16 protein-coding genes are annotated in these 17,019 nt (G+C 45.4%); 14 read left to right on the top strand and 2 right to left on the bottom strand.

Annotated elements, in window-relative coordinates:
• Window positions 1-6: 6 nt before the first annotated feature.
• Together ACUVJL_RS21285 and ACUVJL_RS21280 are read right to left on the bottom strand one after the other, a co-directional pair.
• Entirely contained in the window at window positions 7-828 is an 822-nt protein-coding gene (locus ACUVJL_RS21285; protein WP_445247654.1) for an alpha/beta fold hydrolase, read from the bottom strand.
• Window positions 829-921: 93 nt separating this feature from the next.
• On the bottom strand, window positions 922-1,647 hold the full coding sequence (locus ACUVJL_RS21280; RefSeq protein ID WP_445247653.1) for a lysophospholipid acyltransferase family protein: 726 nt from the start codon (window positions 1,645-1,647) through the stop codon (window positions 922-924).
• A 796-nt stretch (window positions 1,648-2,443) separates the two neighbouring features.
• Between ACUVJL_RS21280 and ACUVJL_RS21275 the strand changes: the two genes are divergently transcribed.
• The 14 genes from ACUVJL_RS21275 (at window position 2,444) to ACUVJL_RS21210 (ending at window position 16,892) form a co-directional block, all read left to right on the top strand.
• A complete protein-coding gene (locus tag ACUVJL_RS21275; protein WP_333104558.1) occupies window positions 2,444-2,758 on the top strand; it encodes a hypothetical protein in 315 nt (104 codons plus the stop codon).
• Window positions 2,759-2,887: 129 nt separating this feature from the next.
• On the top strand, window positions 2,888-4,615 hold the full coding sequence (locus tag ACUVJL_RS21270) for a succinate dehydrogenase/fumarate reductase flavoprotein subunit (protein WP_445247652.1): 1,728 nt from the start codon (window positions 2,888-2,890) through the stop codon (window positions 4,613-4,615).
• 264 nt (window positions 4,616-4,879) lie between these two features.
• Window positions 4,880-6,829, top strand: a complete 1,950-nt coding sequence (locus ACUVJL_RS21265; protein WP_445247651.1) for a hypothetical protein — start codon at window positions 4,880-4,882, stop codon at window positions 6,827-6,829.
• 316 nt (window positions 6,830-7,145) lie between these two features.
• A complete protein-coding gene (locus ACUVJL_RS21260) occupies window positions 7,146-8,693 on the top strand; it encodes a PfkB family carbohydrate kinase (RefSeq protein ID WP_445247650.1) in 1,548 nt (515 codons plus the stop codon).
• A gap of 2 nt (window positions 8,694-8,695) precedes the next feature.
• Entirely contained in the window at window positions 8,696-9,325 is a 630-nt protein-coding gene (locus ACUVJL_RS21255; protein ID WP_445247649.1) for a D-glycero-alpha-D-manno-heptose-1,7-bisphosphate 7-phosphatase, read from the top strand.
• Window positions 9,326-9,446: 121 nt separating this feature from the next.
• Entirely contained in the window at window positions 9,447-10,436 is a 990-nt protein-coding gene (locus tag ACUVJL_RS21250; protein WP_445175260.1) for an NAD-dependent epimerase/dehydratase family protein, read from the top strand.
• A 2-nt stretch (window positions 10,437-10,438) separates the two neighbouring features.
• Window positions 10,439-11,254, top strand: a complete 816-nt coding sequence (locus ACUVJL_RS21245; protein WP_445247648.1) for a transketolase — start codon at window positions 10,439-10,441, stop codon at window positions 11,252-11,254.
• Window positions 11,251-12,198: a transketolase family protein gene (locus ACUVJL_RS21240; protein ID WP_445247647.1), complete on the top strand. Its 948-nt coding sequence runs from the start codon at window positions 11,251-11,253 to the stop codon at window positions 12,196-12,198. Before ACUVJL_RS21245 ends, ACUVJL_RS21240 begins: the two co-directional genes overlap by 4 nt.
• 20 nt (window positions 12,199-12,218) lie before the next feature.
• Window positions 12,219-13,025 (top strand): sporadic carbohydrate cluster 2OG-Fe(II) oxygenase, encoded by an 807-nt coding sequence (locus tag ACUVJL_RS21235; RefSeq protein ID WP_445247646.1) that lies wholly within the window; start codon window positions 12,219-12,221, stop codon window positions 13,023-13,025.
• Window positions 13,018-13,515, top strand: coding sequence for an LIC12192 family sporadic carbohydrate cluster protein (locus ACUVJL_RS21230; RefSeq protein ID WP_445247645.1), 498 nt, complete (start codon window positions 13,018-13,020; stop codon window positions 13,513-13,515). Before ACUVJL_RS21235 ends, ACUVJL_RS21230 begins: the two co-directional genes overlap by 8 nt.
• Before the next feature lie 3 nt (window positions 13,516-13,518).
• The gene (locus ACUVJL_RS21225) at window positions 13,519-14,121 is read left to right on the top strand and encodes a hypothetical protein (RefSeq protein ID WP_445247644.1); all 603 of its coding nucleotides are present in this window, start codon (window positions 13,519-13,521) and stop codon (window positions 14,119-14,121) included.
• The gene (locus ACUVJL_RS21220) at window positions 14,118-15,176 is read left to right on the top strand and encodes an aminoglycoside phosphotransferase family protein (protein WP_445247643.1); all 1,059 of its coding nucleotides are present in this window, start codon (window positions 14,118-14,120) and stop codon (window positions 15,174-15,176) included. The genes ACUVJL_RS21225 and ACUVJL_RS21220 overlap by 4 nt, the downstream gene beginning before the upstream one ends.
• On the top strand, window positions 15,177-15,839 hold the full coding sequence (locus tag ACUVJL_RS21215; RefSeq protein ID WP_445247642.1) for a class I SAM-dependent methyltransferase: 663 nt from the start codon (window positions 15,177-15,179) through the stop codon (window positions 15,837-15,839).
• Between the two features lie 57 nt (window positions 15,840-15,896).
• On the top strand, window positions 15,897-16,892 hold the full coding sequence (locus tag ACUVJL_RS21210) for a GDP-mannose 4,6-dehydratase (protein WP_445247641.1): 996 nt from the start codon (window positions 15,897-15,899) through the stop codon (window positions 16,890-16,892).
• Window positions 16,893-17,019: the final 127 nt, after the last annotated feature.

The raw sequence follows: 17,019 nt of genomic DNA, 5'->3' as shown, positions 1-17,019 counted from the left end.
TATTGACTAATGACTGCTGACTAATGACAGATTTTCTTCGGATTTTGTCAAAAAATTGCGAGCTTGCATAATCCCGTAAAGGTTAACATCTGTTTCTAACAAACAAGCATGACCGCTGTTAGCCAGCAGCACCATTTCAGCTTTGGGAATTACCTTGACTAAAAGCTTCGCTTCTACTAGGGAAGGCAGCAGCCGATCGGCACCACTAGCAATTACTAGGGTCGGCTGTTTGATGCCACGCAACTGATTTTCATCAACATTAAACGATCGCACTAACGCCAATCTCCACACAGAGGTATTTTGCGGTACTGCTTGCATCGCTTCTAGCAAAGCTCGCCGATCGTCCCGCCCAATCTTTCCTAAGGACGCTAATATCGGCAAGAGTCCGATTACCGACAGCGGATAAAGGTTGGCCGGCAGCCACTGAGTCAGATACGATCCCCACTGCACCCAAGGCTGCTGTCGGAATGAAGAAGCTGGATTGACTAAAATTAATCGATCGCACAATTGAGGAGCTTCTAAAACAGTTTTCATCGCTAAACAGCCCCCAAATGACTCGCCGCACAGATAAACCGGCCGCTTCGGCTTTCCCGCTTGCTTTTCTGCTTCAATTAAGGCAATTGTTTCGCTAACCAGTACCTCCCAACTAGCCATGTCGTCAGCCGGTATAGCTAAGCAGCGAATGTCGAAATGATTAGCTAATTTAGGAACTTGCGACCGCAGCAGCAAACCGCCCCCGTCCATACCGGGCAGAAATACAAATAAAGGGCGCTCTGGTTTCGGCGGTTTGGGGGTTAGGAAACGAACCTTGTTGTTAGCATTTGCCATGATTCAAGTCAATCGATTTTAGATTTTAGATTTTAGATGGGAAATCTGACACCAGTCAACAGCCAACAGTCAACAGTCAACAAACTTACAAACTTACAAACAACCTCGTTGGAGTAATTCTGCAATTTCCCCCTGACAGTGATTTGTGAGTTCAGCAACAACAGCTTTGGCTTTTTTGCCTCGATATTGCTGCTGTCGATCGACAGTAATCCAGTAAGGCCGGCCGATTAAAACATTAACTCGCTGATAAATTATCACAGGATGCCACCCTGATCGATCGAACAGCGGTTCCGAAGGATCAAACAAACTCAACAACTTGAGCGGTACACCCGATCGTACTGAGTGTTCCTCAAAAGAACTAATCGCCACCGGCAAAACCGCCAAATCCCGCACCGGCGCCCGCAAAGCCAAATGAGCAAATCCCCGCTGAAACTTCCCCACAGTATTGGGCCCAGTAAGCTTCACCATGGGTTCTGCACCCTCTGGAAACACCCCCACCATCTCCCCGCCTTGCAGCAGCGCTGTCGCTTGAGAGAAAAAATGCTGCTGTCGGTGCTCCGGTGCTTCCAAGGGGAAAGCGCCGAAAGTCGTGACCACTTCCCTCATCACCGGAACTTGACCCATGTAATGATGACAAGCAAAGCGGATCGATCGACCCAAAGCCGCCGTCAGCAGCACAGGATCTAAGAAACTGCGGTGATTGCTCACCACCAGCACCGGACTCTCTTGGGGAATCCGGTCTTCGCGGTACAGAAACATCTGCGTTCCCAAACCAGCCAGGAAACAGCGCGAAATCAGCAATTTGGTCTCTGAAAACATGGGCCAAAGACAGGTGGGACGCTATAAAGGTTCATTCGATTCTCATGCAGCTTAACATTTCTTTACCAAGTCGGGGCTCTCTCAAAAAGTAGACTTTCCCCTGATGCCTTTGTTTCGTAATCCTGGACCCACGGGCGGCGATCACCTTGGTTGTTTCGCGCGTTTCCTTCTAATGGGCCCGCCAAAACAGTAAAAAACTCGGTTTCTAGGCCGGGCGAGTGCGATCGCCAACTGTGTCGGCAGAATTTCCCAGTCAGTAGCAAAAATTTATCAAGTGTTGTGGCAAGTTATTAGAGAATGTTTACCACAACCCCAAAACCAAGTTGCGGCAGCTAAACTTAGAGATTTACAGTGGGCATTGACCGGAAAACGAGACGCAAGCCCCCGGCTTCAGCCGTGGGGATAAGTCGGTAGCGGTTTCAACCGCCTTCAGTGTTTGATATAATTTGAGTAGCAAGTAAGAATAACCATCTACGTGAGGAATCATCCTAGTACGGAGAAATCCCGGCAACGGAGACATCCGCCTTTGATGCGGAATACTTAAAGGGCGAATAATGGCAGGGTGAGGAGCGTACCTATCTGGCGCAAGTGATGGACTTAGAAAGCGAAAACAATTTAAAAGTAAGCGCAATTGCAATACCTCTGGTACTGGTAGTTGTTTTGAGCGTCTAGAGGGACTTTTGCCTGTCCCTTCCAAGTTTGTCTTGGAGAATCCCCCGGCTTCAGCCGTGGGGAGTGTCAAGCACTGTCAAAGTATTTTTGGACAAGTCGTAATAGCAATCTCGCGAGGCATCACATGAATAACATCCAAAACTATCGCCTTAAATGTACCCTCACCTTTGGCGACATTTACGGTCAAATCATTGTTTGGCTGATAGTCATCTTCCTAAGTCTAGCGTCGGCACTGGCCTTGTGGAGTAGCGCCCGCCAAATCTTCGCTTTGGCTACCGTCGGCTTGATTTTAGTGCTGTCTCTGCCCTTCTTGCTGTTTGCTTTCGTTACAACTCTGCTAAATAACATTGAAGTGCTTGCCGTAGAACCCGGCACGGAAACTCAACCTTCTGCAACGGGAAATCAGTCAACTCAGCAGCCTATCGAAAGCGCCGGCTAGTCCAATTTGAGATTTTAACTTTTGATTTTCCATTCAAATCAAAAGTTAAAAAACTTCCTGCGCTTTTGGTAGGAAGTTTTTTTTTGCGTCACCATAAGTTGAGCAGAACACTCAAAATAATTCAAAAAAATGCTAGAACACGACGTAATCATTGTAGGCGGCGGTTTAGCAGGTTGCCGCGCCGCAGTAGAAATTGCTCGGACTGACCCCAGTTTAAAGGTAGCTGTCGTCGCCAAAACTCACCCGATTCGATCGCACTCCGTCGCAGCCCAAGGTGGCATGGCCTCCAGCCTCCAAAATGTCGATCCCGAAGACAGTTGGAAAGCCCACGCCTTTGACACAGTAAAAGGTTCAGACTATTTAGCCGACCAAGACGCGGTAGAAATCCTCACCCGCGAAGCACCCGGTGTAGTCATAGATTTAGAACACATGGGAGTCCTCTTCTCCCGCCTCCCAGACGGCAGAATTGCCCAGCGCGCTTTCGGCGGACATTCCCACCGCCGCACTTGCTACGCCGCCGATAAAACTGGTCACGCCATCCTCCACGAATTAGTCAATAATCTGCGCCGCTGCGGAGTTCACATCTATCAGGAGTGGTATGTCACGCGCCTGATTTTGGAAGAAGGCCAAGCCAAGGGGGTAGTTATGTACCGCCTTCTAGACGGTCAAATTGAGGTTGTCCGTGCTAAGGCGGTGATGTTTGCCACGGGGGGTTACGGCCGAGTTTACAATACCACGTCGAACGATTACGCCTCGACGGGAGACGGTTTGGCGATGACGGCTTTAGCTGGATTGCCACTGGAAGATATGGAATTCGTGCAGTTTCACCCGACGGGTTTGTATCCCGTGGGAGTGTTGATTTCCGAGGCTGTGCGGGGGGAAGGCGCTTATTTGATTAATTCAGAGGGCGATCGATTTATGGCGAATTATGCGCCGTCGCGGATGGAATTAGCGCCCAGAGATATCACTTCGCGGTCAATTTCCATAGAAATTCGCGCCGGTCGAGGGATTAATGTTGATGGTAGTGCCGGCGGCCCCTTTATCTACCTCGATTTGCGGCACATGGGACGCGAAAAAATTATGAGCAAAATTCCTTTTGCTTGGGAAGAAGCCCACCGTTTGTTAGGAATTGATGCGGTAAATCAGCCGATGCCCGTGCGCCCTACCGTTCACTATTCAATGGGGGGAATTCCTACTAATGTTAGCGGGCAAGTTCGCAGCAGTCCTGAGGGTTTGGTAGACGGTTTTTTTGCGGCCGGCGAAGCAGCTTGCGTGTCAGTTCACGGTGCCAACCGTTTGGGCAGCAATTCGCTTTTAGAATGCGTCGTTTACGGCAAAGTTACTGGCGCCACCATAGCACAATTCGTACAAAATCGCAAGTTACCTGCGGTAGACGAACAGCGTTATATTACGGAAGCAAAAGAGCAAATTCAGGCACTTTTAGAACGTCCCGGAAAATACCGCATTAATCAAATTCGGCAGCAGTATCAAGATACTATGACTGAGTATTGTGGCGTATTTCGGAGCGCCGAATTGATGCAGGAAGGTTTAAAGAAATTGGCGGATTTAGAGCGACAATATGAGGAGGTTTACTTAGACGATAAAGGCAAGTTGTGGAATACGGAAATTGTGGAAGCTTTGGAGTTGCGGAGTTTGATAATTGTCGGAAAAATGATTTTAACTTCTGCTTTGAACCGACAGGAAAGTCGGGGAGCTCATTCGCGGGAAGATTTTACTGAGCGCGATGATGGGAATTTCTTGAAGCATACAATGGCCTATTATTCGCCGGCGGGGATTGATTTGGCTTATATGCCGGTGGCGATTACGATGTTTGAGCCGCAGGAGAGGAAGTATTAATTTCTGATTAGCCGTAACCCCCTAATCCCAGGGGGGTATTTTTTTTGATTACGTTAAAATAATGGCGTTTATAAAGTATCAGCAAGGAATAAAAAGAGGGCAACTGACTCCAGCCCTATTATTCAAATATCCCGTAGCTTGCATAAAAAACTACTATGTGTAATAATTAAAGGTTAAGGGTTAAATTTAATACTTCCGTTGTCAACTACCGATTTTTAGCATAACCCGCGCCGGACAACTTGTAATTGGCTTTTAGAGGAAAAAATGAGTAAGTGGACAAGAACCTTTACTTTTAAAGGTAAAGAGTTATATTACAATCGGATAAAATTTAATAACCCGACAGAAAGAGCCGTAGAAATTTCCATTGCCTTTGACTTTATTGCTAATCTAAGGAATCCTCATAAAATTCTTGAAATTGGCAACGTGCTCTCCCACTACGAAAACTCATTGAGCGAAAATATTGGGATCAGATCGAGACGAATTGTAGATAAATTTGAAGTCGATCTAGGTGTAGAAAATCAAGATTTGATGAGCTTGCCATCAGCGGAAAAATATGACGCAATAGTATCAATTTCTAGTGTAGAGCACGTAGGGCAGAAAGACGATCCTTCAGGAGGCTATGGGGAACAGATAGAGTACCGCGATCTAGAAGGCCCCCTAAAGGCGATCGCTAAAATTTACGATCTACTGGCTATTGATGGAAAAGCCTTGATTACCGTTCCTTTTGGAAAACTTACAGATGCAGAATGGTATATTCAATTTAGCCAAGAATATTTAGATGTTTTATGGAAAAAATATGGTATTCCGAAAGATGCTATATCCGCCAACTACTTAAAGCTGATAGATAGGGAAACGGTAGATGAAAAGCACTATATGCTTTGGAAAGAAGTAAATGCTTTAGAACTTAGGGATAGTGAATACGGATGGCCTTGGTCACAAGCTAATGCAATTGCCGTCATAGAACTTACCAAAGTCTCAAGCGAATTTAATCTCAACTTAAACCTAGAACCAACCGATTTGTATTACAATATGACTTACGAACAACGGAGAGAGTTTGAAAATTGCAAAGCCCAACTTCATCAGATTCAGAGAGAGTTGGCGCAGTCGCAGTCGCAACTATATCAAACTCAGGCAGAGTTAGAACAATCCTTGACGGAACTAAATCAAAGTCATAAAGAGTTAGAAATAGTTCAAAGTCAAATTTATCCTGTTCAAGGAGAATTGGAACTGGCGCAAGCTCAACTATATAAAACTCAGGAAGAGTACGCTCAATTTCAGTCCCAACTATATCAAGCTCAGGAAGAGTTGGAAAAAGTCCATCCCCAACTACATCAAACTAGAAGTGAGTTGGAAATATCCGAGTCACAACTGTACAAAACTCAGGGAGAGTTGGAATTAACCCAAGCTCAACTATATCAAAGTCAGGAAGATCGCGATCGGTTTGAGTCGCAAATGTATCAGGCTCAGGAAGATTGCGAATTAATACAAATTCAACTGCATCAAATTCAGGGAGAATTAGAACTACTCCAAGCCCAATATCATCAAACTCAGCAAGAATTGGAACTATCCCAATCCGAACACCATCAAACTCAGCAAGAATTGGAACAGTCACAGTCTCAACTGCACTCGACTCAGCAAGAATTGGAACTATCCCAATCCGAACACCATCAAACTCGGCAAGAATTGGAACAGTCGCAGTCGCAACTCCACTCGATTCGGCAAGAATTGGAACTATCCCAAGCCGCACACTATCAAGCTCAGCAGGAATTGGAACAGTCCCAGTCGCAACTGCACTCGACTCGGCAAAAATTGGAATTATCCCAAGCCGAACACCATCAAACTCGGCAAGAATTGGAACAGTCGCAGTCACAACTGCACAAAACTGCGGGGCAATTAGAGAGAGGGCGTTTTCAGGAAAACGCCCTCAAAAATCCAGATGAAAATAATCCAGTGCAGTACGGCGTTCTAGTATGGGAAGCCTGGTATGCTTATCGCAACCACGATAGGGCTGGGATGTCTCATTCTCTACAGAAATCTTTGAATTGTACGCCTTTCTCACCGACAGAAACTATTGTGAACTGGTTGGAAAATTTTGGTCGCTTTTCCTTAGAAAAAGGCGAGTATCTCGATACGGACTCCCTGAGCAATTCCCTCGAATGGAAAGAATTGATGAGGCGTGTCCTTGCTGTTAAAACTAGGGTAGGGCGGATCTAGGCTCAGGTGGCGGGAACACTAGGCTTAAGCGAGAGTCTAGTGTTTAAAATAGCCACCGGGAAGCTCAGCGCACACACCCATTCTCCTTGAGAGCATCGTCTGTTTGTAGCTGGACTCTTAAAACTGTTCAAGAATAGCGTCGCAAAAGTGAAATCTGCTCCGGTTTGGGTGAAAAAAGTCCGTTCATCTTTTTTAACGCAAGTTTGTAGATGCGCCATCGCGAACATCACCTGGTATAGTTACAAAAATGGGGATTCTCCCGTGTTGTATGGTGGCAAGCCCGTCAGAGTTGGAAATTACACCATTTAGTTCAAAGATGCTGACAAAGAACACAGAAAAATATCTTGATTTTGAAACTTGTAAAGAGGTACTTGCTAAGGTTCGAGAGCAGAACCATAAGATAGTGCTCTGTCATGGGGTGTTTGACCTGCTTCACCCCGGTCACATTGCCCACTTGCAAGAAGCCAAAGCTTTGGGAGATGTATTGGTAGTTTCAATTACCGCAGCTCATTACGTCAACCGAGGCCCTGGAAGACCGATTTTTACGGACGATTTGCGACTTTATTCGATTGCTTCTTTAGCTTGCGTAGACTACGTGCTATTGGCTCCTGTTGCCACAGCTTTAGATGTACTCGATCGAGTTCAGCCAAGTTTTTACTGCAAAGGTCACGAATATGCTGACCACAGTCAAGATGTTACTAAAAATATTGACCGTGAAGCCGATCGAGTCAAAGCTTACGGCGGAGAAATTCGCTATACAGGCGAGATTGTTTTTAGCTCAACAAAGCTGCTCAATAACTACACGGATGTGTTGCCACCCCATATCAAAAGCTATGCCATCCAATTAAGCCAGCAATACCCTTTTGAAGCAATTCGCAAGGGCGTTGATGCGATGCAAAAGCTCAAAGTCTTAGTCTTGGGGGACGTAATTATTGATGAATTTGTTCACTGTACAGTGCAGGGTTTGACTTCTAAGGGCAGAGTTATTTCGACTCGCTTTTTGAAAAAAGAGCAGCATTTAGGAGGTTCTTTGGCTATTGCCCGCCACATTGCTAGTTTTGTAGACTCTGTAACTGTGGCTGGTGTGGTGGGGAATGAGCCAGACATTCACAGCTTGATTTTGAATAATATAAATGGCGGTATTCGGCTAGATTTACAATATGAAAATGGTGCAGCTACAGTCACCAAACGCCGTTACATTGAGCGGCAGGGAATGAGGGATAATTACACCAAGCTGTTTTCTATTAATGAGCTGCAAGAAGAAGGGCCGGCGCCCAATCAGCGACAAAAGTTGTTAGATCGTTTGCGGAAAACGATTCGGGATTATGACATGGTGGTGGTTGCAGATTACGGACATGGATTGCTGGATGCTGAACTCATGGATTTGGTTCAAAATGAAGCTCCATTTTTGGCTTTGAACTGCCAAACGAATAGTGCAAATTACGGCTATAACTTAATTACTAAGTACCGCAGAGCAGATGTTTTTTGCTTGGACGAACAAGAACTACGTTTAGCGTTTTCTAGCCGTTACGGAGACCACAATTATCTGCTTCAAGGGTTGTTCCAACATCTAGATGCTCAGCAAGGATGGCTCACTTTAGGTTCTGCGGGAGCGTTGGGAATTAATGCTAAAGGAGAAGAAGATTTGAGTCCAGCAATGACGCTGGCAGTAAAGGATACAATAGGGGCGGGTGATGCTTTTTTTGCTCTGGCTAGCTTGAGTGCGAAGTTGGAATTACCGATCGCAGTTGGTTCGCTGCTGGGAAATTTGGCTGGGGCGATTTCAGCTAATACTCTTGGCAATGCTGAACCTGTAGAAAAAGCTCGGTTGTTGAAATTTGCTACCACAGTTTTAAAGGTATAGAGATGCCATCTTTAAGCAAGCCTCAAGCAATTTTGTGCGATCGCGATGGCACTCTAATTGAAGATAGCCACTTCCTTAGCCACCCCGACCAAATTGAGTGGATTCCGGGAGTGCTCGAAGCGCTAAAATTCCTGAATACTCGGGACATCTCAGTATTGGTGCTGACTAATCAATCGGGAGTAGCTAGGGGTTATTTCCCAGTGGAGGCAGTGGAGGCAGTTAACGATCAAATGCGACGGGATGCTGAAGTGGCTTCAGGGGCGATCGCCGATTTTTATTACTGTCCCCATCACCCGAAAGGTGAAGTTATCCAGTATAGTTACGTTTGTGAGTGTCGCAAGCCGTCGCCTGGGTTATTTCTGCAAGCGATAGCCGACCACAGTTTAGACCCGACGCGGTGCTGGGCGATCGGGGATAGACTCAGGGATTTAGAGCCTGGTTTGCAGTTAGGGATGAAAGCTTTTCTGGTGAAAACTGGCTATGGAATACAGGAACAGCAAGATTTGTCTAAATCTCCGTTTTACGATCGAATAACGGTAATTTCGTCAATGGCAGAAATTAGTGATTTTATCCAAAACAGGAAGAATTTTACGCGGTCAAAAATGTTAAATGTAACACCTTTAGTGGGATGATTAATATATTAGACATGGGTAAAAATAAAGTTTAGGGAAGGCAAGATGCCTACCCCATAACAGTTTTTATAGAGGTCTATTAACCCAAGTCAAAATAATTGAGAAATGTAGGGTGAATCAAATGCAACAAGTTTTAGTCACAGGTGGAGCCGGTTATGTGGGGGCTGTTCTAGTTCCTAAACTACTTCAAGCTGGTTATCGAGTTAAGGTTGTGGATTTGTACATTTATGGAGCAGATGTTCTATCCGCAGTCAAAGACCATCCGGGGTTAGAAGAGATTAAGGGAGATATTCGCGATCGCCCACTGCTAGAAAAAATTCTACCCGGATGTGATGCTGTTATCCATCTAGCTTGCATTTCCAACGATCCCAGTTTTGAATTAGATCCCGACCTAGGTAAGTCGATTAACTACGATGCTTTTGTTGACTTAGTAGATGTTGCCAAAGATAGCGGTGTCAAGCGGTTTATATATGCTTCCTCTTCAAGCGTGTACGGCATTAAAGAAACCGAAAATGTTAACGAAGAACTCCCATTGCAACCGTTAACAGATTATTCCAAGTATAAAGCAATGTGCGAGGATGTGTTGCTGGCCAAGCGGGAACCGGGGTTTGTTACCTTAATTCTCCGGCCGGCGACGGTGTGCGGTTACTCACCCAGATTGCGGCTGGATTTAACAGTAAATATCCTCACTAACCACGCGGTTAATAATGGTAAGATTACCGTGTTTGGTGGCGAACAAAAGCGACCAAATATTCACATCGAGGATATGACAGACCTTTATATCAAGTCCCTCCAGTGGTCTGATGATGCGATTGATGGTAAGATTTTCAACGCGGGTTATGAAAATCATACTGTGATGCAAATTGCTCAAATGGTGCGAAATGTGGTAGGAGAAACAGTGGAAATAATTACCACGCCGACCAACGACCACCGCTCTTATCACATTTCATCGGAGAAGATTAAGAAGGAACTTGGGTTTGTGCCACAGCATACGATTGAAGATGCTGTGCAGGATTTGGTGAAGGCGTTTAAGGCTAATTTGATTCCTAATCCGATGACAGATAGCCTTTATTACAATATTAAGACGATGCAAGGACTGAGTTTAAAATAAAGATGAATATTCCAGAGCTTGAAGCCACTGCCCGAAAAATTCGGGGCAAAATTGTAGAACTGTCCCACAAAGCTCGCACTGCCCATTTAGGTTCTTCCCTATCCTGTACCGATCTTTTAGTAGCAGCTTACTGGGGAAGTTTGAAAATCGATCCCAAGGATTCAGAAAATCCCGATCGCGATCGCTTTATTCTCAGTAAAGGACACGCAGCAACAACGCTTTACGCCACTCTCGCAGAAGCCGGATTTTTCCCGCAAGATTTACTCGATAGCTATGCTGAACCGGGTAGCAACTTGCCAGAACACCCTAGCGTGAAATGCGTGCCTGGGGTAGAAGTAGCAACGGGTTCTCTGGGACACGGATTGTCCGTAGGCATAGGAATGGCCCTGGCAAGTCGCATTCAGAAACGCTCTTATCGCGTGTTTGTCACAATGAGTGACGGCGAATGCAATGAAGGTTCTGTGTGGGAAGCAGCGATGTTTGCTCCTGCTCAAAAACTAGATAATTTAGTTGCCATCATTGATTACAATAAGTGGCAAGCTACGGGTCGTAGCAACGAAATAATGGCCCTTCATCCTCTCAAACAAAAATGGGAAGCTTTCGGATGGAGTACCTACGAATTAGACGGTCACGACATGAAAGCATTGGTCGATACCTTGCGTAACGTGCCAGATGGTAGTGGGAAACCCGTTGCTATTGTTGCCCATACTGTGAAAGGAAAAGGCGTTTCTTTTATGGAAGATGACAACAATTGGCATTACCGCGTTCCGACTGCTGAAGAAGTTGAAAAAGCTAAAGTGGAACTCCAACTTGTATGAGAAATGAATTTGCGGCGGAACTGAGCGAAATCGCGGCGGAAGACGATCGAGTTGTTTTGTTATCTGGCGATATTGGCAATCGGCTTTTTGATAAATATAAAGCTCGCTTTCCCGAACGGTTTTATAACTGTGGAGTTGCCGAAGCGAACATGATGAGCGTGGCTGCTGGTATGGCAATGTGCGGACTTCGACCCATTACTTACACGATTACGCCGTTTACAACTACTCGCTGTTTTGAACAAATTAGGGTTGATGTTTGTTATCACAATGTTCCAGTGATTATTGTGGGAGTTGGGGCTGGTTTGTCCTATGCCGGGAATGGGGCAACTCATCATTCTTGTGAAGATATTGCTTTACTGCGAATGCTGCCAAACATGACTGTGATCTGTGCGGGTGATGCTTGGGAGGTACGAGCGGCTATGCGAGCTTGTTTGCAACAGAATGGCCCAGCTTATATTCGCATGGGAAAGAAAGGTGAGCCGCTCGTTCATCAGGGGATGCCTGACTTTGAAATTGGCAAAGGAATCGTGATGCGACGGGGAAGTGACGTTTGCTTGCTGAGTACCGGAAATCTGCTACCGAATGTGTTGCAAGCAGCAGACGAACTCAGCAAACAGGGAGTTTCAGCTCAAGTTGTTAGCTTCCACACTGTTAAACCTTTGGATCGAGAATTGCTAGCTCAGGCTTTCTCGCAGTTTTGGGTAGTGGCGACGGTTGAAGAACACAGTATCATGGGCGGACTCGGAGGGGCTGTGGCTGAGTGGTTGAGCGATCGCGACCATCAAAAAGCTCGCCTGTTGCGAATTGGAGTTGCAGACAAGTTCCTGCACGCAGCGGGAGAACAAGAGTATGCCCGCGAGTATTTTGGTCTCACCCCAGAAGCGATCGCAGACAAAACCTTCGAGATGTATCGGGCGATCGCGCCTCAGCAGGTGAAAGCATAAAAAACCAACGATAAACAGATATGGACTTCTTGGAAAAAATAGAAACAGACTTAAGTGCTGCTTTCATTCAAAATGGCTATATAGTCCAGCCCTGCGAAAATCTCTCTGCGCTGGAGCGAATCCGAAACAAAACGGTAGATTTAGCAACTAATTTTTTGGGAGTGCCATATCCGACTGATACCGGAGAGTTTTTAGATGATATTGTTTCTCTAGTACCAGTCAAAAAACTCAACTCTTTTCGGCTTCATATCATATCAGGTTTAATGGCCGAACCTTGGTTTCGGGAAGCATATTTCTCTTGCGCTCGTTCCCTAGTAAAAACCATTGTAGGCAACGAACTGGTGATGCAGCGAAATATCGGTTTAAGCATTCAACTTCCCGGCGACAACAGTTCTTTATTACCCCTACATTCTGATAGTTGGGGTTCGGAATGTTCCCCTTTTGAAGTAGTATTATGGATTCCATTAGTAGATTGCTATCGGACAAAGAGTATGTTTATTTTGCCGCCTGAGGCTGATGCTAAATGGCGGGAAAGAGTACAGGAATTTTCTGGGGCAGGAACAGAAAGTCTTTATCAGGCGATCGAGCCAGAACTTGAATGGTTAGAAGTTCCCTACGGTAAGGTAGTTCTATTTACTCCTACGATCGTCCACGGCAATCGAATTAACCAAGAATCTACAACTAGATGGTCTATGAATATTCGATTTAAAGGTTTATTTACACCTTACTCTGATAAACGTCTGGGGGAATATTTCGCCCCGATCGCCGTGCGTGCCGCCTCTAAAATAGGGATGAAATTTACAATGCCTGGGGGGTTTGATGAGTGAAGAATTGAGTCAAAAATTAGGGTATCGCGGTTACATTACCAGCCGCCCAGTGCGGGGAATAAGTTATCCACACCGCGTGCAAAACTTGGTGGTTCGCGACTACGCCACACGGCATAATTTAGATTATAAACTCAGTGCTACTGAATACGCCATGCCGGGATGTTATATGATGTTCTACGATGTCTTGACAGAACTGCCACAACTAGAGGGCATCATACTATTTAGCCTGTTTATGTTGCCGCAGAAAACCAAGCCCCGATTGGAAATATACGACCGGATTTTAGGTGCTGGATGCGAGTTACACGCAGCTTTGGAAGAAATGGTACTGCAAGAGAAAAGCGAGATAGAAGATTTTGAGACAATGATACAGGTTGTATTAAATTTACCTAAGACACCAATGGGGGGTTATTATCACAAGTCAGAAGACCCAAAACTCAACAACTTTTTTCTAGAAGCTATGAGACCGACGATCGATATGAGTGTGGAGTGAGCAATGCTAATTGGAGTTGATTTTGACAACACAATTGTTTGTTATGACGGCTTGTTCCACCGAGTGGCGGTCGAACAAAGATTAATTCCCCCAGAAATTCCCGCGAGTAAAGGTCAAGTGCGGGATTATTTGCGCCAATGTGGGAAGGAAGATGCTTGGACCCAAATGCAGGGTTACGTTTACGGCGATCGCATGAAAGAAGCTGACCCGTTTCCGGGCGTACTGGAATTTTTTACCCGTTGCGTTCGGGATGGAGTCAATGTCTGCATTGTCAGCCACAAGACGCGCTACCCTTATCTGGGCCCCAAATACGATTTGCACGAAGCTGCACAGGGATGGTTGAAAAGTCAAGGGTTTTACGACCCGGATCGCATTAATTTGTCCCCAGACCAAGTGTACTTTGAACTTACTAAGCAGGAAAAGCTGGAACGGATTGCCAAGCAGCAATGTACTCATTTTATTGATGACTTGCCCGAATTTTTGGGAGAGTCGGGGTTTCCGGCCGGAGTCGAACGCATCCTCTTTGACCCCCAAAATCACCATCTCACCGGACATCCCTTTCGTTACGCTTCCTCTTGGTCGGAAATAGAGGCTTGGATTTTATGATGGCTGAAGTTGTTTCCCTGAGTTTAGAAGAACTTCAGCAAGCGGCCGGTGATTTAGTATCTGCCGCGGGGTTGGTTGGCGAGGTGGAACTTCATCCTCTGACAGGTGGCGGGAATAACCGAGTTTTCCGCGTGGATGCAAAGGGTTCAAGTTTTTTGTTGAAGGTTTATTTTCAACATCCAGGCGATCGCAGAGACCGCTTGGGTACTGAATTTGCATTTTCGCAGTTTGCTTGGGACAATGGGGTGCGGGCTTTACCTCAACCGTTGGCGTGCGATCGCCAAAAAGGTTTAGGTTTATATGAGTTTGTCCGCGGACGGCGACTAGAACCGCAGGAAGTTACTGCAGAAACGGTTGAGCAAGCACTTAATTTCTATCGGGAAATAAACTGTTATAAGCAACTGACAGAGGCTCAAAATCTACCCAAGGCATCGGAAGCTTGTTTTACCCTTGAGGAACATCTGCAATGCGTGGAACGTCGTCTTGTCAGGTTGCAAACAGTCGAAGCATCTTCCGAGATTGATCGCTGTGCTGTTGAATTTATCCACAACGAGTTGTTTGAATTGTGGAAACGAGTGCGATCGCGGGTTGTGCAACAAGCGAGTCAGTGGAGTCTAAAGTTAGAAGCAGAAATCGCATCTTTAGATCGGTGTTTGTCTCCATCGGATTTTGGGTTTCACAACGCTATATTGAGCAATTCTGGGCAATTACGCTTTCTCGATTTTGAGTATGCAGGGTGGGACGATCCGGGTAAAATGGTTTCTGACTTTTTTTGCCAACCGGCGGTTCCTGTTTCTCTAGATTACTACTCCAAGTTTGTTGAAGCGGTTGTTTCTGAGTTGTCAGAACCCGAACAACACCGACAGCGGATGGCGATTTTATTGCCTGTTTATCGAGTCAAGTGGTGTTGTATTCTGCTTAATGACTTTTTGCCAGTCGGTAGCCAAAGGCGAAGTTTTGCTGGGCAAGTTGCCGATCGGGAAGTACACAAAGCTGTACAATTGCAAAAAGCGCGTCGCGCTCTCCAATACCTGAAAGAAAACAGGGAATTTTAAATGGCTTATATTGACTTCCTATCAGCAGTTCACAAAAAAACTCAGCGCGATTATTTGGGGCGCGTGAATGAATTCCCGAAGGCTGAGGCGGCTAAGCTTGCTAAAAAATTTGATTATGATTATTGGGACGGCGATCGCAAAGTTGGCTATGGTGGCTATAAATATGATGGTCGCTGGCGGGCTGTTGCAGATGCGATCGCTCAACACTATAATTTAAAACCGGGCGATCGGATTCTTGATGTGGGTTGCGGCAAGGCGTTTTTACTCTACGACTTCACGCAAGCTGTACCGGGAATCGAAGTAACTGGTATTGATATTTCCGAATACGGTGTTAGCCACGCCAAAGAAGAGGTACGCCCTTTTTTGAAGGTCTGCAACGCTACTGAATTGCCCTTTGAAGATAATAGTTTCAAGTTGGTGTTTTCTATTAATACGCTCCACAATTTGTATTGTTTTGAACTTGACAAAGCTTTGCGGGAAATAGAACGGGTCAGCAAGGGGAACAAATATATTGTGGTAGAGTCTTATAGGAACGAATCCGAAAAAGCTAACCTACTATATTGGCAGCTTACGTGCGAAAGTTTCTATACGCCCCAAGAGTGGGATTGGTGGTTTAAGCATTGCGGCTATAGTGGCGATCACTCTTTTATCTACTTTGAGTAGATTGGAAAATTACATTGTAAAACGGCAAAAATATAAATAAAATTATCAGGGGGAGACATGAATCAACGTAAAATAGCAGTTTTGGGTAGCAATTCTTTTTCGGGAAGCGATTTCGTTGACTTACTTCTGGAAGACGACCAAAACGAAGTTATAGGTATAAGTCGTTCTCCAGAGAAAGGGCCACTTTTTCTCCCCTATCTGCGTCATACAAACCCTCGGTTTCAGTTTCATCAACTGGATTTTAACCGAGATATGGCCAAGATTTTGCAGGCGATTGACGATTTTTCACCGGAATATATTGTCAATTTTGCTGCTCAAAGTGAGGTTGCTCCTAGTTGGAGAAATCCTGACCACTGGTTCCAAACGAATACAGTAGCATTGGCTCAACTAATTAATCACTTGAAAGACAAAAAATACTTGGGTCGCTATGTTCACATTTCTTCTCCAGAAGTGTATGGAACTTGTGAAGGGAATGTGCTAGAATCTGCGCCGATGAATCCTTCGACACCCTACGCCGCCTCTAAAGCTGCTGCGGATTTACTTTTATCCACTTACTATAAAAATTTTCAGTTTCCTTTGGTGACAGTTCGTGCTACCAATGTGTATGGAGCTTACCAGCAGCTCTTCAAAATTATTCCGCGATCGGCAATTTACCTGAAGCTGGGTAAAACGATTCAGTTGCACGGCGGCGGGCACGCTGTCAAGTCTTATATCCATATTCGCGATGTTTCTAGGGGAGAATTAGCGGTGATGGAAAAAGGGCAGGTGGGGGAAATTTATCATTTGTCGCCCGATAGGGGGTATGCTGTGCGGGAAGTAGTGCAAACTATTTGCGAAGCGATGAACCGCTCGTTTGCTGAGTCAACGGAGACTGTTGCCGAACGATTAGGACAGGATGCTGCCTATGTGATAGATTCAACCAAGGCTCGTACTGAACTGGGATGGAATTCAGAGATTTCTTTAAAGGATGGAATTGCGGGTGTGATCAAATGGGTGGACGAATTTTGGGATGAGATTGAGAAGCAGTCTTTAGAATATATTCATAAACCTTAGTATCAAATCACAGTATGATTAACAACGTTTGAGGAAAGCGGGAGACAAGCAATGACTGTAAGCTATTTTGACGCGGCAAACAAACTAAAGCAGGAAGGGAGATTGGAAGAGGCGATCGCTTCTTATC

The organism is Microcoleus sp. OTE_8_concoct_300 (assembly GCF_031383065.1).
GTDB lineage: Bacteria > Cyanobacteriota > Cyanobacteriia > Cyanobacteriales > Microcoleaceae > Microcoleus.
The sequence above is the reverse complement of the archived record's forward strand: the minus strand, read 5'-3'. Positions and strand labels throughout refer to the sequence as shown.

Excerpts from the sequence above, each read along its gene's own strand:
- ACUVJL_RS21245 (WP_445247648.1), top strand. The coding sequence starts at position 10,439 with ATGAATATTCCAGAGCTTGAAGCCACTGCCCGAAAAATTCGGGGCAAA.
- ACUVJL_RS21215 (WP_445247642.1), top strand. The coding sequence starts at position 15,177 with ATGGCTTATATTGACTTCCTATCAGCAGTTCACAAAAAAACTCAGCGC.
- ACUVJL_RS21230 (WP_445247645.1), top strand. The coding sequence starts at position 13,018 with ATGAGTGAAGAATTGAGTCAAAAATTAGGGTATCGCGGTTACATTACC.
- ACUVJL_RS21275 (WP_333104558.1), top strand. The coding sequence starts at position 2,444 with ATGAATAACATCCAAAACTATCGCCTTAAATGTACCCTCACCTTTGGC.
- ACUVJL_RS21220 (WP_445247643.1), top strand. The coding sequence starts at position 14,118 with ATGATGGCTGAAGTTGTTTCCCTGAGTTTAGAAGAACTTCAGCAAGCG.
- ACUVJL_RS21270 (WP_445247652.1), top strand. The coding sequence starts at position 2,888 with ATGCTAGAACACGACGTAATCATTGTAGGCGGCGGTTTAGCAGGTTGC.
- ACUVJL_RS21260 (WP_445247650.1), top strand. The coding sequence starts at position 7,146 with ATGCTGACAAAGAACACAGAAAAATATCTTGATTTTGAAACTTGTAAA.
- ACUVJL_RS21280 (WP_445247653.1), bottom strand. The coding sequence starts at position 1,647 with ATGTTTTCAGAGACCAAATTGCTGATTTCGCGCTGTTTCCTGGCTGGT.
- ACUVJL_RS21235 (WP_445247646.1), top strand. The coding sequence starts at position 12,219 with ATGGACTTCTTGGAAAAAATAGAAACAGACTTAAGTGCTGCTTTCATT.
- ACUVJL_RS21250 (WP_445175260.1), top strand. The coding sequence starts at position 9,447 with ATGCAACAAGTTTTAGTCACAGGTGGAGCCGGTTATGTGGGGGCTGTT.
- ACUVJL_RS21240 (WP_445247647.1), top strand. The coding sequence starts at position 11,251 with ATGAGAAATGAATTTGCGGCGGAACTGAGCGAAATCGCGGCGGAAGAC.
- ACUVJL_RS21285 (WP_445247654.1), bottom strand. The coding sequence starts at position 828 with ATGGCAAATGCTAACAACAAGGTTCGTTTCCTAACCCCCAAACCGCCG.
- ACUVJL_RS21225 (WP_445247644.1), top strand. The coding sequence starts at position 13,519 with ATGCTAATTGGAGTTGATTTTGACAACACAATTGTTTGTTATGACGGC.
- ACUVJL_RS21255 (WP_445247649.1), top strand. The coding sequence starts at position 8,696 with ATGCCATCTTTAAGCAAGCCTCAAGCAATTTTGTGCGATCGCGATGGC.
- ACUVJL_RS21265 (WP_445247651.1), top strand. The coding sequence starts at position 4,880 with ATGAGTAAGTGGACAAGAACCTTTACTTTTAAAGGTAAAGAGTTATAT.
- ACUVJL_RS21210 (WP_445247641.1), top strand. The coding sequence starts at position 15,897 with ATGAATCAACGTAAAATAGCAGTTTTGGGTAGCAATTCTTTTTCGGGA.